The following is a 14,977-nucleotide window of genomic DNA, read 5'->3' on the forward strand; positions in this document are numbered from 1 at the left end:
TGCGTGACCGGACCAGGTCACGTCGTTATTCTCCGGCGAAGGAGCAGTTCCGCCGGGAGCATGCCCGGCATCGGGACTGGGGCCTGGCCAAACGCTACGCCGAGAAGCTCCGCCGTCTGCGTGGTGACACCCCGCCGGCGGTCAGTGACCAACGGGACAGATCGGTGCAGGAGCCGGTGCCGCCCTCGCCGCCTCCGCCGGTCACGCCATCTGACCAGGCAAAACGTCCCGCGAGCAGCACCGCGGCAAACGACTGCGATCCCGCGCCGCGCCAGGTGGGCGGCGCCGGGCGGCCCGGTCCCGTCCCGAAGCGTCGTCGCGCGTCCACGCCACAGCTGCGCCGGCCCGCCGGCCCGGCAACGCATCGAATGGTCGGCGGCAATACACGACCACCGGTGCATCGCGGCCGTCTTTCCACAATGCCACACACGGCCGGGCGGCATTTCCGACGAATACTCCGCAAGGCGCGAATAAGCAACCGATGTCCCCATGGACCGCCGTTGCCGATTCCCGAATTTCTCGACAATGGCCATCGCCCGCGCGACGCGCACATCGGCGTGACCGTAAAGATCACGATGATCACCACCATGAGCGCGAGCGCGGCTACGTCAGCCCGAATAGCTGAGATCCTGAACGATCAGGAATTCGGGCGGATACCCGTAACCACACGGTGCCTCGGCTTCGCGGGTCGTCATAGGGATACAGAGATTGAATCGTCAGGTTTAGATCAAGGCTGGCGCGGCGTGTTGACGTGACCGTGGTCGATGGGTGGCGTATCTGGTTCGGGTGCGCTATCCCGATGGTGGTGGGCTGACGGCCGAGGACGGAGCCCGACGTGAGGCGGTCCGGTTGCGGGCTGCGGAGTTGTTCGCGCGGGACGTGCCGGTTCCGGAGATTGCCGGGCGGCTGCGGGTGTCGCACAACGCGGTGTACGTGTGGCGACGGCGATGGCTGGCCGACGGTGCAGCCGGGTTGGCCTCCAGGGGTCCGTCCGGTACTGGCTGCCGGCTGTCCGACGCCCAGCTCGGCGCGCCGCGGCTGCTCTCGTGGAGGGTCCGGTCGCGCACGGCTACGTCGAGGATCAGCGCTGGACGTTGGCCCGGGTGGCGGACCTGATTGCCCGGCTGTTCCGGCAGCGGTACACCCTGCGTGGTGTGTCGATGCTGTTGCATCGCATCGGATTCAGCCCGCAGGTGCCCAAGCATCGGCCGGTCGAACGTGACGAGGCGGCGATCGCGACTTGGCGGCGGGAGGTGTGGTCGCAGGCAAAATAGTGGCGGCCGAGCGTGGGGCGTGGATCTGTTTCGAGGGCGAGGCAGGTCATACGCTACGGCCGCCGAAAGCCCGCACCTGGGCTCGGCGCGGCCGGACACCGGTGATTGCGGTGTCCGGTAAAGGTTCCGGCCGGATCTCGGTGGCCGGACTCGTCTGCGTCAAGCCCGGGCAACGCACACGCCTGCTGTACCGGATCAAGGTCCACCGTCGGCGGAAGGGCGAGCGGCGCAGCTTCGCCGAGACCGACTACGCCGCCCTGCTCGACGCCGCCCACCAGTACCTCAAGGCCCCGATCGTGTTGATCTGGGACAACCTCAACACCCACGTCAGCGCCGCCATGCGCGAACTCGCCGCCCACCGGGACTGGCCCGAGGGCGTCTGGTCGCACGTCAAACGCAGCCTGGGCAACCTCGCCGTGACCGGCGTGGACCAACCTCGCCGCCGTGGTGAAGAACCGGCTCAAGCGCATCCAGTACCGCCCGGGCCTGCCAACGAGCTTCCTCACCCACACCGGCCTGACCCTCGACCCCGAACCGCCATAACCCTGACGCTTCAATCTCTGTAGCGACGCGACCGCTCATCCCAGGGCGAGGCTCGGATCGGCGCGGACCCGGGCCCGCAGCTTCGTCCAAGAAGTCGGCGCGGCGGATCGCAGGTACGTACATCCTTGGTCGCATTTCCCTGGTGTACGCCCGGATGGTGGAATCGGGGGGTGAAAGGGCGCGCCGTCGATCTCGTTCTCGCCGGCAGCGGGCTGGGCGCGGGCGCGCTGATGTTCGCGACCGGGCAGTACCAGGCTCACGTCACGCCGTCGTGGTTGTTCGTGCCGCTCGCGGTGTGCTGCGGGGCGCTGCTGCTGCGCCGGACCGCCCCGCTGGCCAGTGTGCTGGTCGGCACCGCGGCGGTGGCGGCCGACATCGCGATCGGACCCTCGCTCGCCACGCCGCTGGTGTACACCCAGGTGCTGTACGACGCCTGCGTGCACGGGCGCGCGGCCCTCGCCCGGGTGCTGCTGGCCGCGTCAGTCGTCGGGTCCGTGATCACGGCCGTCGCGTGTCTCGTCGTGGTGCGCGACGTCCGGGCGCTCGGGCTCGCCGTGCTGCTCGCCCTGGTGACCGTGGTGCCGGTACTGACCGGCAACCATGTGCGGCACCACCGTGACCAGGCCGCCGCCGCGCGCCGCTTCGCCGAGCAGGTCGCCCGGCTCGCCGAGGCCGACCGGGCGGGCGCGGTCGCGGCCGAGCGGGCCGGCATGGCCCGGGAACTGCATGACGTGATCGCCAACCACCTCAGCGCCGCGGCGATCCACGCCACCGCGGCGCTGTCGGCCGACCTGGGCCCGGGCGGCACCCGGCAGGCGCTCACGGTGATCCGGGAGAACAGCGTCGCGGGCCTGGCCGAGATGCGGCGGATGGTCGGGTTCCTGCGTGCGCCGGCCGCCCTGCCCGAGCACGCCCCCGGCGGGCTCGGCGCGCTGGACGACCTCGTCACGCGCGCCGGGCTGCCGGTCTCGCTCGAACTGCGTGGCGCGACCGGGGACGTGCCGGTGAGCGTGGACCTGGCGGCGTACCGCATCGTGCAGGAGTCGCTGACCAACGCCCTCAAGCACGGCGACGGCGGCCCGGTCAGCGCGGAGGTCGTGTGCACGGCGGGCGCCGTGGACATCCGGGTCCGCTCCGGGCTGGCGCGGCACACGCCCAGCGGGGACGGGGCCGGGCTCATCGGCATGCGCGAGCGGGCGGCGCTGCTCGGCGGCACGCTGAGCGCCGGGCCGGACGGCGACCGCTGGGTCGTGGCCGCACACCTGCCCTGGGACGGACCGTGAGCGGTACAAAGCGGACCGGAGCGCAGCGCGGGTGACGGCGTGAGCGGGAGCGGGATCCGGGTGCTCGTCGCGGACGATCAGCCGGCGGTACGTGCCGGGCTGGTGCTCATCCTGCGCTCGGCGCCCGGCATCGAGGTGGTCGGCGAGGCGCCCGACGGGGCCGCGGCGGTCGAGCTCGGCCTGCGGCTGCGCCCCGACGTGGTGCTCATGGACCTGCGGATGCCCCGCGTGGACGGCATCGCGGCGACCCGGGACCTGGTCGCCGGCGGGATTCGCGGGGTGCTCGCGCTGACCACGTTCGACCTCGACGAGTACCTCTTCGGCGCGCTGCGGGCGGGCGCGGCCGGTTTCCTGCTCAAGGACGCCTCCGCCGAGGAGCTCGTCGACGCGGTCCGCGCGGTCGCCCGCGGTGACGGCATCGTCGCCCCGGCGGTGACCCGGCGGGTCCTGGCCGCCTTCGCGGGGCCGGCCGCGGGGCAGGCGGTGACCGGCCCGGTGCCGGTGGGTCTGCTCACCGCCCGCGAGCGGGACGTCCTGGCGTGCCTCGGCGAGGGGCTGTCCAATGCCGCGATCGCCGCCCGGCTCGGCATCGCCGAGGCGACCACGAAGACCCACGTCAGCCGAATCCTGGCCAAGCTGGGCTTGCAGAGCCGCATGCAGGCCGCGCTGGCCGCCCGCGCGCTCACCCCACCGGAGCGGTGACCCGATCAGCGACCTCAAGTCGCTGCCGGAGACCGGCGCCGCCTTCGGGGACTGAGTCATCCAATCTTTTCCGGGCATGAATCGCGACATAACCGGCGTCGGGTGGGCACATGCGAGGCATTGACGAACGCAATCGTCCCATGTTGACTCATGTCACCAATGCGACGACCGTCCTCGGCCCCGCGAATCGGCGGGCGTGGGCCGCGGACGGTCCCGCACGACACCCCGAAGGAGATGGACCGTGGGCAAGCCCCGCCGACGAGCCCTGCTGGCGGCCGCCACCGCCGCGCTGGGCACGCTCGTCGCCGTCGCCGTGCACGGCGGCAGCGCCAGCGCCTCGACCACCGACCAGGCGTTCAACCCGGGCACCGGCGTGCTCGACGTCGACTACGCCGGCTACCTGTCCAAGCACGACGTCGTCTACAACAGCCCGCAGACCAACCCGTTGTACGGCCTGACGGTCGGCAACGGCAAGACGGGCGCCATGGTGTGGAACCAGAACGGCCTCACCATGCAGGTGTCCAACGTGGACCTCTCGGAGCAGTCCGCCTACGCCGCCGGGCTGGTCAACCTGAACACCAGCCCGGGGCTGGACACCGGGTACACCACCTACCAGCAGCGGCTGTCGCTCTACGACGGGACGCTGAGCACGAAGTACGACAACAACCGCACCGTGACCGTGCTCGGCGTGCCGGGCTCGGAGGTGATGGGCATCCACGTGGACGACTCGCGCACGGGGCTGGGCACCACCACGCTCGACCTGAGCATGTGGGACCCCAACTCGGTGACCAACAGCGGCGACGTGCCCAACCTGACCACGTGGAAGACGGTCGGCACGTTCAACGACGCCACCGTCGCCGGGTTCAGCCGCGGCATCGGTGACCCGAACGGATTCGGGTACACCTTCGCCGCCACCGTCGAGGGCGCCTCGTTCACCACGCAGGTGCTCAACGGTACCCAGGTACGGCTGAACATCACGCCGAGTTCGAGCTACACGATCTGGTACACGGCGGCGAGCCGGAAGAACTCGCCGAACCAGGACTCGGTCGCCCAGGCGCGCAGCCAGCTCACCGCGGCGAAGAACACCGGTTACGCGGCGAACCTGAACAACTACCGCAACTTCTGGCACGCGTTCTGGGCGAAGTCGTTCGTGCAGTACAGCGGCGCGGCCGGCACCGGTGACTACCTCGAGAACGTGTACTACCTGGCGACGTACATGATCGCCGCCGGGGGCTACGGCAACTACCCGTTCCACTTCATCAACGGCGTGTTCCGCGCGACGCAGGACAACACCAAGTGGAGCAACGGCTACTGGTACTGGAACCAGCGCGACGTCTACAACTCGATGCTCGCGTCCAACCACGTCGACCTGTTCGCCACCGAGAACAGGCTCTACAGCCGCAACTTCAACGCGCTGAAGGCGTACACCCAGACGCGCTACGGCGTCGACGGCTTGTGGACGCCGGAGACCATGGGCTGGGACGGCAACGCGCGCGGCACCGTCAACTCCGACTACGTCAACGACATCTACTCCACCGGCACCGAGGCCGCCTACAACATGTACCTGCAGTACCGGTACAGCAACGACACCGCGTATCTGCAGAGCACCGCGTATCCGTTCATGCGCGAGGTCGTGAAGTTCTACCAGGCCAAGCTGTCGCGCGACCCGAACACCGGCCGGTACTTCATGGCCAGTTCCAACGCGCACGAGACCTACTGGGACGTGAAGAACGCGATCACCGACCTGGCCGCGGTCCGGCTGATCTTCCCGCTGACCATCGCGGTGAGCAACCAGCTGGGCCTGGACGCGAACCTGCGGGCCGGCTGGCAGCAGGTGCTCGACAACATCGAGCCGTACAAGGTTGGCAACGGCGCCTGGTTGCCGCACGACCCGCCGGCACCGGCCCAGCAGCGCAACGGCGAGAACGTCACGGCCGAGCTGATCTGGCCCTACGACCTGACCGGCATCGGGGCGAGCGACTACCAGACCGCGCTCAACAGCTGGAACACCCGCCCCAACCCGTACAGCAACGTGTGGGCCAACGACGCCGTGCAGGCGGCCCGGCTGGGCCTGGGCGACCAGGCGCTGTCCGGCATGAAGCTCATGCTGCAGCGGTACCAGAACTACCCCAACGGCATGACCAACAACACCAACGGCGTCTTCGAGTACCTCGGCGTGCACCTGGCCGCGACGAACGAGGCGCTGCTGCAGTCCTACAACGACAGGATCCGGGTGTTCCCGGCGGCGCCGAACGACGCCAGCTTCGCCGGCAGGTTCACCCTGCTGGCCAAGGACGGGTTCCTGGTCAGTTCCGAGCGGGAGGGCAACGAGACCAAGTACGTCGGCGTCAAGAGCCTCTACGGCAAGCAGGCGCGCGTGGTGAACCCGTGGGGCACGCAGGAGATCCGGGTCCGCCGGGCCTCCGACAACGCGGTGCTCGCCACCACCACGGCCGGTGAGGTCGCCTTCGCCACCGCCGCCGACACGGTGTACGTCGTGGAGCGCACCGCCAAGCCGCTGAGCGCCTACGGCAAGACGACGCTGACGGGCACCGCGAACAACGGCGTGAAGTCGCTGTCGGGCACCGCCTCGACGCTGGGCACGCCCGGCTCCGGCCAGCCCGGGCTGGTCAACGACACCGCGCTGACCTACGACGCCGGCTGGGGCTACGGCGCCGGGCGCGGCTACGGCGACTACAACGACGACGCCCACTACACCACCACCGTGGGCGCGGCCGCGAGCTACACGTTCACCGGCACCGGCGTGGAGTACCTGTCCGAGCGCTTCAACGACATGGGCAACGTCGATGTGTACATCGACAACGTGTTCCAGGCCAACGTCAACCTCAACGTGGCGGGCGCCCGCCAGGCGCAGCAGGTGGTGTTCAGCAAGACCGGCCTGGCCGGCGGCTCCCACACGATCCGGATCGTCAACAAGACGACCTCGTGGGGCATGGTCGACGCGCTGCGGATCATCACCGGCGGTTCGCCCTCGGGCGTGTCGAGCCTGCGGGCGCAGGTCAACTCGATGTACGTCAGCGCCGACAACGCCGGGGCGAACCCGTTGATCGCGAACAAGGCCGCGGTCGGCACCTGGGAACAGTTCGACGTCATCGACCTCGGCGGGGGCAACGTGGCCCTGAAGGCCCGAGTCAACAACAAGTACGTGTGCGCGCAGAACGCCGGGGCCGGCCCGCTCATCGCCAACCGTGACGCGGTCGGGGCGTGGGAGACGTTCAAGCTGATCCGCAACTCCGACGGCAGCGTCAGCCTCCAGGCGGCGGTCAACGGCAAGTACGTGGTCGCGGAGAACGCGGGCGCGGCGGCGCTGATCGCCAACCGGGACGCCATCGGGCCGTGGGAGAAGTTCGACCTCATCTCCTCCTGACCAACCGAGCAAGACGTGCCGGCCGCGGGGCCCCGCGGCCGGCACGCCGGCCCTGCCGCCGCGTCGGCGTCACGACGGCAGGGTGTCACCCGGCGGTCCCGGCGGTGGCTCCACCCATCGAACCATGGGCAACCTTCGACTCGATAGTGAACATCCGAGGTATCCCGGCGTCAAGAGCGCGCCGAACTTCCGATCGTCGCCACAAAAGCCTTGCCATCGGCCACCGCAGCCTGCTAAACATCGGATGTCTTGGCGAGGATCAACTGAGGGCGGGGTCGATGACCAACCGGTTCGTGGCGCTGGACACCTACGACGTGCGGTTCCCGACGTCCCAGCAGCTGGACGGGTCCGACGCGATGAACCCCGATCCCGACTACTCCGCCGCGTACGTCGTGCTGCGCACCGACGCCGTCGACGGCCACGAGGGGCACGGATTCGCCTTCACGATCGGGCGCGGCAACGAGGTGCAGACGGCGGCCATTCACGCGCTGCGCCCGTATCTCATCGGACGTCTGGCCAAGGAGGTCCTCGACGACCTCGGCGGCCTGTGGCGGGAGCTGGTGCACGACTCCCAGCTGCGCTGGCTCGGGCCGGAGAAGGGCGTCGTGCACATGGCGATCTCCGCCGTGGTCAACGCCCTGTGGGACCTCAAGGCGAAGCGGGCCGGGCTGCCGCTGTGGCAGCTGCTGTCCTCGATGCCGCCGGAGGAGCTCGTCGATCTCGTCGACTTCCGGTATCTCACCGACGCCCTCACCCGCTCCGAGGCCCTGGACATCCTGCGCCCCGGGGTGCAGGGCCGCGAGGAGCGCATCGCCACGCTGCTCGCGGACGGCTACCCGGCGTACGCGACCTCGCCGGGCTGGCTGGGCTACGACGACGACAAGCTCGCCCGGCTGTGCCGCGAGGCCCTCGACGCCGGGTTCACGCAGATCAAGCTCAAGGTCGGCGCCGACCTCGACGACGACCTGCGCCGGATGCGGGTCGCCCGCGAGGTCTGCGGCCCCCACGTGCGCATCGCCGTCGACGCCAACCAGCGCTGGGACGTCGGCACGGCCGTGGAGTGGGTGCGTGCCCTCGCGCCGTACGACCCGTGGTGGGTCGAGGAGCCCACCTCGCCCGACGACGTGGTCGGCCACGCCGAGATCGCCCGCCGCATCGCGCCGATCCCGGTCGCCACCGGCGAGCACGTGCAGAACCGGGTCGTGTTCAAGCAGCTGCTGCAGCTGCGGGCGGTCTCCTTCGTCCAGCTCGACGCCGCCCGCGTCGCCGGGGTGAACGAGAACGTGGCGATCCTGCTGCTGGCGGCCAAGTTCGGCGTCCCGGTGTGCCCGCACGCCGGCGGCGTCGGCCTGTGCGAACTGGTCCAGCACCTGTCGATGTTCGACTACGTGGCGGTGTCGCGCAGCATGCGCGACCGCGTCATCGAGTACGTGGACCATCTGCACGAGCACTTCATCGACCCGGTCCGGCTGCGCGAGGGCCGCTACCTCGCGCCGACCGCGCCCGGGTTCAGCTCCACCATGCGGGCCGACAGCCGTGCCCGCTACGCGTTTCCGGACGGTCCCATCTGGAATTCCCACACCCCCTGAGGAATGGTCATGAGACTGCTGCCACCCCTCGTCGCCGCCGCGCTCGTCGTCACCCTCGCGGCATGTGACGCAACCGCCGAGCCCGCCGGCACCGCATCCGGCGGTGCCGGCGCCCAGATCGCCGTCGACCTGCCGCGGGCCGACTCCGACTTCTGGAACTCCTACGCGAAGTACATCCCGCAGTTCGCCAAGGACAGCGGCATCAACCTGATGACGCCGACCAACTCGCAGAACGACATCGCCAAGCTCGTGGCCAACACGCAGGCATTGACGAGCCAGGGCGCGAAGGCGATCGTGATGGCACCGCAGGACACCGGTGCGATCGCCAGCACGCTCGGCACCCTGGAGCAGAAGAAGATCCCCGTGGTCACCGTCGACACCCGGCCCGACAAGGGCAAGGTCTACATGGTGGTGCGCGCCGACAACCGGGCCTACGGGCAGAAGGCGTGCGAGTTCCTCGGCCAGAAGCTCGGCGGCAAGGGCAAGGTCGTTGAGTTCCAGGGCTCGCTGTCCTCGGTCAACGGCCGGGACCGCTCCGAGGCCTTCGCCGAGTGCATGCAGCAGAAGTTCCCCGGCATCACGGTCTTCGCCGAGCCCACCGACTGGGAGGGCGCGAAGGCGTCGGCGGCGTTGCAGACCCGCCTGACCCAGCACCCCGACATCAACGGCATCTACATGCAGGCCGGCGGCGTGTTCCTGGCCCCGACGCTGCAGCTGCTGCGCTCCAAGAACCTCATCGTGGCGCCGAGCGACCCGAAGCACGTCTTCATCGTCTCCAACGACGGCATCCCGCAGGAGTTCGACGCGATCCGCAAGGGCGAGATCGACGCGACCGTGTCCCAGCCCGCGGACCTGTACGCGAAGTACGCGCTGTACTACGCCAAGGCCGCCGTGGACGGCAAGACCTTCCAGCCCGGCAAGACCGACCACGACAGCACGATCGTGCAGGTCCGCGACGGGCTGCTCGAGGACCAGCTGCCCGCGCCGCTGGTCACCAAGGACAACGTCGACGACACGGCGTTGTGGGGAAACCAGATCGGCAAATGATGTCTCTCGGTGAAAGTGCCGTGACGGCCGTCGCGGTGAGCAAACGCTTCGGCGCCACCACGGCACTGTCGGACGTGACCCTGCGCATCGCGCCCGGCGAGACGCACGCGCTCGTCGGGCGCAACGGCGCCGGCAAGTCGACGCTGGTCTCGCTGCTGACCGGGCTGCACCAGCCCGACGGCGGCGAGATCCGCTTCGGCGGCGAGCCGGCCCCGCCGGTGGCCGACCGCGGCGCCTGGCGGCAGCGGGTGGCCTGCGTCTTCCAGCGCTCCACGATCATCCCGGCGCTGACGGTCGCGGAGAACCTGTTCCTCAACCGGCAGAACGAAAACCGGCAGAGCGAGCCGAGCCGCATCCCCCGCCCGATCCGCTGGAAGGCGCTGCGGCGGCGGGCCGGTGACCTGCTCGAGGAGTACGCCGTCGGCGTCGACCCGGGCGCCCTCGCCGGCGACCTGGACGTCGAGCAGCGGCAGCTGGTGGAGATCGCGCGCGCCCTGTCGCAGGGCGCGCGGTTCATCATCCTCGACGAGCCGACCGCGCGGCTGGACGCCACGGCGATCGAGCGGCTGTTCACCCGGCTGCGTGCCCTGGCCGAGTCCGGCGTGACGATGCTGTTCATCTCACACCACCTGCAGGAGGTGTACGCCGTGTGCGACACCGTCACCGTCCTGCGCGACGCCCGCTGGGTGCTCACCGAGCCGGTCGCCGCCATCGGGCACGACGCGCTCGTCGCGGCGATGACCGGCGAGGCGGCCGGCCTCACCGACGTGGCGGCGCGCCCGCCCGTCGGCGCGTCCACGCCGGCCGCCCTGCGCCTGGAGGGCCTGGCCCTCGACGGCGCCTACGAGCCGGTGACGCTGGACGTGCGCGCCGGCGAGATCGTGGGCGTGACCGGCTCCGGCAGCAGCGGCAAGGTGTCGCTCGCCGAGACCGTCGGCGGGCTGCGCCGGGCCGGCTCCGGCACGCTCAGCGTCGGCGGCCGCCTCGTCGCGCCGGGCAGCGTGCCGGCGGCGCTCAAGGCCGGCATCGGGCTGGTGCCGCAGGACCGCCACCGCGAGGGGCTCGTGCCGCTGCTGTCCGTCGCCGAGAACGCCACCCTGCCGATCGCCGACCGGCTCGGCCCGGCCGGGGCGATCCTGCCGGGGCGGCGGCGGGCGGTGGCGGAGGCGTTCATCGAGCGGTACGACATCCGCGCCGAGGGCCCGGACGCGCCGGTCGCCAGCCTGTCCGGCGGCAACGCCCAGAAGGTCGTGCTGGCCCGGGCGCTGTCCACCGGGCCGAAGGTGCTGGTGCTCATCAACCCCACCGCCGGGGTCGACGTGCGCTCGAAGGAGTCGCTGCTCGGGGCCGTCCGCGCCGCCGCGGACGCCGGCACCGGCGTGCTCATGATCTCCGACGAGCTCGACGACCTGCGCCACTGCGACCGCGTGCTCGTCATGTTCCACGGCCGCGTCACCACCGAACTGCAGGCAGGCTGGAGCGACACCGACGTGGTCGCCGCCGTCGAAGGAGTCTCAGGATGACCACCACCGCCCCCAGCACGGCCGCCGCGCCCGGCCCGGCGCGGCGGCGCACGGTGCCCCGGCTGGCCCGGATGCGGGACCTGACGCTGGTCCCGGCGATCGTCGTGCTGCTCGTCGTCGGCGCGCTCATCGACCCGGTGTTCCTGTCCCGCACCAACCTCGTCAACGTGCTGCAGCAGCAGACCGAGCTGTCGCTGCTCGTGCTGGCCGAGACGCTGATCCTCATCGGCGGCCGGTTCGACCTGTCGCTGGAGTCGACGGTCGGCCTGGCCCCGGCGCTCGGCGTCGCGCTGGTCATCCCGGCGGCCAGCCACGGCCTCGGCACCGACTGGGCGACCGCCCTGGCGGTGCCGATCTGCCTGCTGGTGGGGCTGCTCGTCGGGGCGCTCAACGGGCTGCTGATCCTGCGGTTCGGGCTGTCGGCGTTCATCGTGACGCTCGGCATGCTCACCACGCTGCGGGGCCTTCAGATCGGCATCACCGGCGGGCAGAGCCTCTTCGACCTGCCGCCGTCGGTGATGTACCTGGGCAACGCGACCTGGCTGGGCCTGCCGCTGTCGATCTGGCTGTGCGGCGGGCTGTTCGCGGCCGGGATCGCGGCACTGGGCTGGTTCCGGCACGGCCGGGCGGTGTACGCGATCGGCGGCAACGTCGACGCGGCCCGGGCCGCCGGCATCCGCAGCGACCGCGTCATGTGGGCGGTCTTCATGATCGCCGGGGTGCTGGCCGCGCTCGCCGGGCTGCTCATGACCGGCCGGCTCGGCTCGATCGCCGCCAACCAGGGCGAGCAGATGATCTTCAAGGTGTTCGCCGCGGCGGTCATCGGCGGCGTGAGCATGAACGGCGGCAAGGGCACGCTGTTCGGCGGGCTCTGCGGGGTGCTGGCGCTCGGCCTGATCAGCAACATCCTGACCCTGGCGGGCGTCTCCGCGCAGTGGATCCAGGCGCTGTACGGCCTCATCATCCTGATCGCGCTGATCCTGGCCCGGCTGACCACGGGCAAGGCCCAAGACTGAGGCCCAGGCTGAGGCCAGCCTGAGGACCAGACCGAGACGGCAGTGGCGGGCGGGGACGCGGGGACGCGTCCCCGCCCGTGGCTTCAGGACAGGGTCACCGCGGTGTCGTCGATGACGAACGACGTCTGCAGCGAGGAGTCCTCGGTGCCGTTCCACTTCAGCGTCACCGTCTGCCCGGCGAACGCGCTGAGGCTGTAGGACTGCTGCACGTACCCGCTTGCCTTGTTCAGGTTCGACAGCGTCGCCAGGCTCGTCGAGCCGGCCGTCACGGTCAGCTTGTCGTACGCCGTGGTCGTGCTCGTCTCGGCGGTGTCGATGTGCACCCAGAAGGTCAGCGTCGCGTTGCAGCCGGCCGGGATCGTCACCGGCTGCGAGATGCTCTCGGTGTGCGTCGAGCCGTAGCCGAGCAGCCACGCGCTGGAAGTTCCGCCGTGCGCGGCCTGGCCCTGCGACGCCCACTGCCCGATCGCGCCGGTGGTGCCGCTCCAGCTCGCCGCGCCGGACTCGAAGCCCGGGTTGGCCAGCAGCTGGCCGACGCACGCGCCGCCGCCCCCGCCGCTCACCGTCCAGGTGAACGTCGCGCTGCCGCTCGCGCCGGTGGTGTCGGTGGCGGTCACGGTGCCCGCCGCGGTCTGCGCGGTGGTGGGCGTACCGGAGATGAGGCCCGTGCCCGGGTTGATGCTCAGGCCGGCGGGCAGGCCGGTCGCGGAGTACGTCAGCGTCTGGCCCGGCGCGGAGTCGGTCGCGGTGATCTGCAGCGACTTCGGCGTGCCGACCGTGGCCGCCTGCGCACCCGGGTTGGTGACCGTGACCGTGTTGCCCTGGCCCGGCGGCTTGGTCAGCAGGCAGCCGGAGACGGTCAGGTCGATGTCCCGCGTGGCGTTCAGGCAGGTGGTGAACCAGTACGTCTGCTCGCCGTAGGACTGTCCCTTATGGACGGTCACGGTGCCGCCGGCGTCGACCTCGCACGGATTGTTCAGCGTGCAGCTGGCCCCGTCGTCGTTACCGGTGTTGTTGATCCCGATGATCTGATTGTCCGCCGAGCGGATGATCGGCGAGCCCGACGTGCCGTGGGTGGTCTGGCAGCCGGTGTCGTAGCGGATCGAGTCGTGCCACGTCCACTGGTCCTCGCGCAGGGTGGGCACGAAGCCGTTGACGGAGCAGGTCCAGACCTGCTTCCAGTAGCTGGACGGGATCGTCATCGCGCTGCCGTCGGCCGGACGGCCGGGGGCGACGGTCAGCGCGGTGACGTTGTACTTCGTCTTGATCGACGCGAACGTCTCGTTGAGCCGGTACAGCGCGACGTCCGTGTTCGTCATGGTGGCGTAGATGAGCTGATCGGCGCGCACCGTGCCCAGCGCGTTGCCCGTGTTGCCCAGCAGGGTGCCGGAGCGGGTGCTGGCGCGGTTCTGCAGCACCTGGCCGGCGTTGATGAAGCCGTTCTCGTAGCAGTGGCCGTTGGTGAGCAGCATGGCCCGGTCGGTGTCGGCCGACGACGGCCAGCGGACCAGGCTGCCCGAGCAGTTGTTCAGGGCGATCGTCGCGGTCAGGCCGGTGACGGAGAGCGCCTGGGCGGGTGCCGGGCCGGCGACGACGCCCGCGGCGACGGCGAGGATGGCCGCGCCGACCGCGATGCCGCGTCTTGTGCGCATGGGGGATCCCTTCGTTGGGCTGCGCGCGGCTGTCGTGGGCCGCACGCGTAGCCAACCGTCAATGTGATTGGAAACATCACATCGACGGACGTGCCCGTCAACGGCACCGGACCCTTTGCCCTGCCCTGCGGTTCACTCCTCGATCGCGCCGCCGACGCGGCGCAGGTGGTGACGGAAGGTGTACCGCGGGTCGGCGGCCCGGCGGGTCAGGTAGTCCTCGAACGCCGTCTGCTGCGCGAGCGTCTCCCCTGCCGCGATCCGGCGCGCCTGGTCGCGCTCGGTGCCGCGGATCGCCCGCGCGATGCCGAGAACCTCCTCGGCCCGCGCCGCCTCCAGCAGCAGCACCCCGTCGTCATCGGCCAGCACCACATCGCCGGCGGTGGCCAGATGCGCCCCGAGCCGCGCGCTGCGCAGCGCCTCGTCCTCACGCGGGCCGGCGCGCAGCGGGCCGAGCGGCAGCGCGCCGTAGCTGAACACCGGGAGACCGATCTCGACCAGTTCGGCGGTGTCGCGGTGCAGCCCCCACACGACCAGCCCGGCGACGCCGGCCGCGGCCGCCTCGAGCACGGTCAGGTCGCCGACGCAGGCCTCGTCGGTGCGCCCGCCGTTGTCCACGACGAGCACGTCGCCGGGGCGCGCGTCACGGTACGCCTCCAGGAACACGTCCACGCTGCCGTAGTGCCGGGCCGGCAGCACGCGCCCGGCCAGCCGGGCCCCGGCGACGACGGGCCGGACACCGGCGGGCGCGACCCTCAGCGGCACGCCGGCCCGGACGCAGGCGTCGGCGACGAGCGGGGTCGAAAGGTCCGAGAAATCGATCACGGCGCCATCATGCCCCCGCACCGGCGGGTCCGGTCCGGGCCAACGCCGACTTTCATCGCCAGTTGTTCCATGACCCGCAGGAAGCGGGCCGGGCCGCTCCCGCGCCGTGTTCTCAGCCAGGGTTCAGCTGGCACGGGT

12 protein-coding genes and 1 pseudogene are annotated in these 14,977 nt (G+C 70.9%); 11 read left to right on the plus strand and 2 right to left on the minus strand.

The window, feature by feature from the left end:
- The 11 genes and pseudogenes from AB0367_RS37665 to AB0367_RS37715 form a co-directional block, all read left to right on the plus strand.
- Nucleotides 1-755 (plus strand): annotated as a pseudogene (locus AB0367_RS37665) (hypothetical protein); the annotation flags it as partial.
- A 124-nt stretch (nucleotides 756-879) separates the two neighbouring features.
- A complete protein-coding gene (locus tag AB0367_RS37670; protein ID WP_366231322.1) occupies nucleotides 880-1,116 on the plus strand; it encodes a helix-turn-helix domain-containing protein in 237 nt (78 codons plus the stop codon).
- Nucleotides 1,047-1,274, plus strand: coding sequence for a winged helix-turn-helix domain-containing protein (locus AB0367_RS37675; protein WP_366231311.1), 228 nt, complete (start codon nucleotides 1,047-1,049; stop codon nucleotides 1,272-1,274). Before AB0367_RS37670 ends, AB0367_RS37675 begins: the two co-directional genes overlap by 70 nt.
- Nucleotides 1,256-1,840 (plus strand): transposase, encoded by a 585-nt coding sequence (locus AB0367_RS37680; protein WP_366231312.1) that lies wholly within the window; start codon nucleotides 1,256-1,258, stop codon nucleotides 1,838-1,840. The genes AB0367_RS37675 and AB0367_RS37680 overlap by 19 nt, the downstream gene beginning before the upstream one ends.
- 147 nt (nucleotides 1,841-1,987) lie before the next feature.
- On the plus strand, nucleotides 1,988-3,100 hold the full coding sequence (locus tag AB0367_RS37685) for a histidine kinase (RefSeq protein ID WP_366231313.1): 1,113 nt from the start codon (nucleotides 1,988-1,990) through the stop codon (nucleotides 3,098-3,100).
- 39 nt (nucleotides 3,101-3,139) lie between these two features.
- Entirely contained in the window at nucleotides 3,140-3,802 is a 663-nt protein-coding gene (locus AB0367_RS37690) for a response regulator transcription factor (protein ID WP_366231314.1), read from the plus strand.
- A gap of 241 nt (nucleotides 3,803-4,043) precedes the next feature.
- Complete coding sequence (locus tag AB0367_RS37695; protein ID WP_366231315.1) at nucleotides 4,044-7,190, plus strand: carbohydrate-binding protein; 3,147 nt, start codon at nucleotides 4,044-4,046, stop codon at nucleotides 7,188-7,190.
- 278 nt (nucleotides 7,191-7,468) lie between these two features.
- Nucleotides 7,469-8,779, plus strand: coding sequence for an enolase C-terminal domain-like protein (locus AB0367_RS37700; RefSeq protein WP_366231316.1), 1,311 nt, complete (start codon nucleotides 7,469-7,471; stop codon nucleotides 8,777-8,779).
- Between the two features lie 9 nt (nucleotides 8,780-8,788).
- On the plus strand, nucleotides 8,789-9,826 hold the full coding sequence (locus AB0367_RS37705; RefSeq protein WP_366231317.1) for a sugar ABC transporter substrate-binding protein: 1,038 nt from the start codon (nucleotides 8,789-8,791) through the stop codon (nucleotides 9,824-9,826).
- A 20-nt stretch (nucleotides 9,827-9,846) separates the two neighbouring features.
- Nucleotides 9,847-11,349, plus strand: coding sequence for a sugar ABC transporter ATP-binding protein (locus AB0367_RS37710; protein ID WP_366231318.1), 1,503 nt, complete (start codon nucleotides 9,847-9,849; stop codon nucleotides 11,347-11,349).
- On the plus strand, nucleotides 11,346-12,365 hold the full coding sequence (locus AB0367_RS37715; RefSeq protein ID WP_366231319.1) for an ABC transporter permease: 1,020 nt from the start codon (nucleotides 11,346-11,348) through the stop codon (nucleotides 12,363-12,365). Before AB0367_RS37710 ends, AB0367_RS37715 begins: the two co-directional genes overlap by 4 nt.
- Nucleotides 12,366-12,448: 83 nt before the next feature.
- Here the strand turns inward: AB0367_RS37715 and AB0367_RS37720 are convergent, their stop codons facing one another.
- Both AB0367_RS37720 and AB0367_RS37725 read right to left on the minus strand, forming a co-directional pair.
- Nucleotides 12,449-14,017 (minus strand): putative Ig domain-containing protein, encoded by a 1,569-nt coding sequence (locus tag AB0367_RS37720; RefSeq protein WP_366231320.1) that lies wholly within the window; start codon nucleotides 14,015-14,017, stop codon nucleotides 12,449-12,451.
- Between the two features lie 132 nt (nucleotides 14,018-14,149).
- Nucleotides 14,150-14,839: an RraA family protein gene (locus tag AB0367_RS37725; RefSeq protein ID WP_366231321.1), complete on the minus strand. Its 690-nt coding sequence runs from the start codon at nucleotides 14,837-14,839 to the stop codon at nucleotides 14,150-14,152.
- Between the last annotated feature and the right edge of the window lie 138 nt (nucleotides 14,840-14,977).

The organism is Dactylosporangium sp. NPDC051484 (genome assembly GCF_040689395.1).
Taxonomy (GTDB): Bacteria; Actinomycetota; Actinomycetes; order Mycobacteriales; family Micromonosporaceae; genus Dactylosporangium.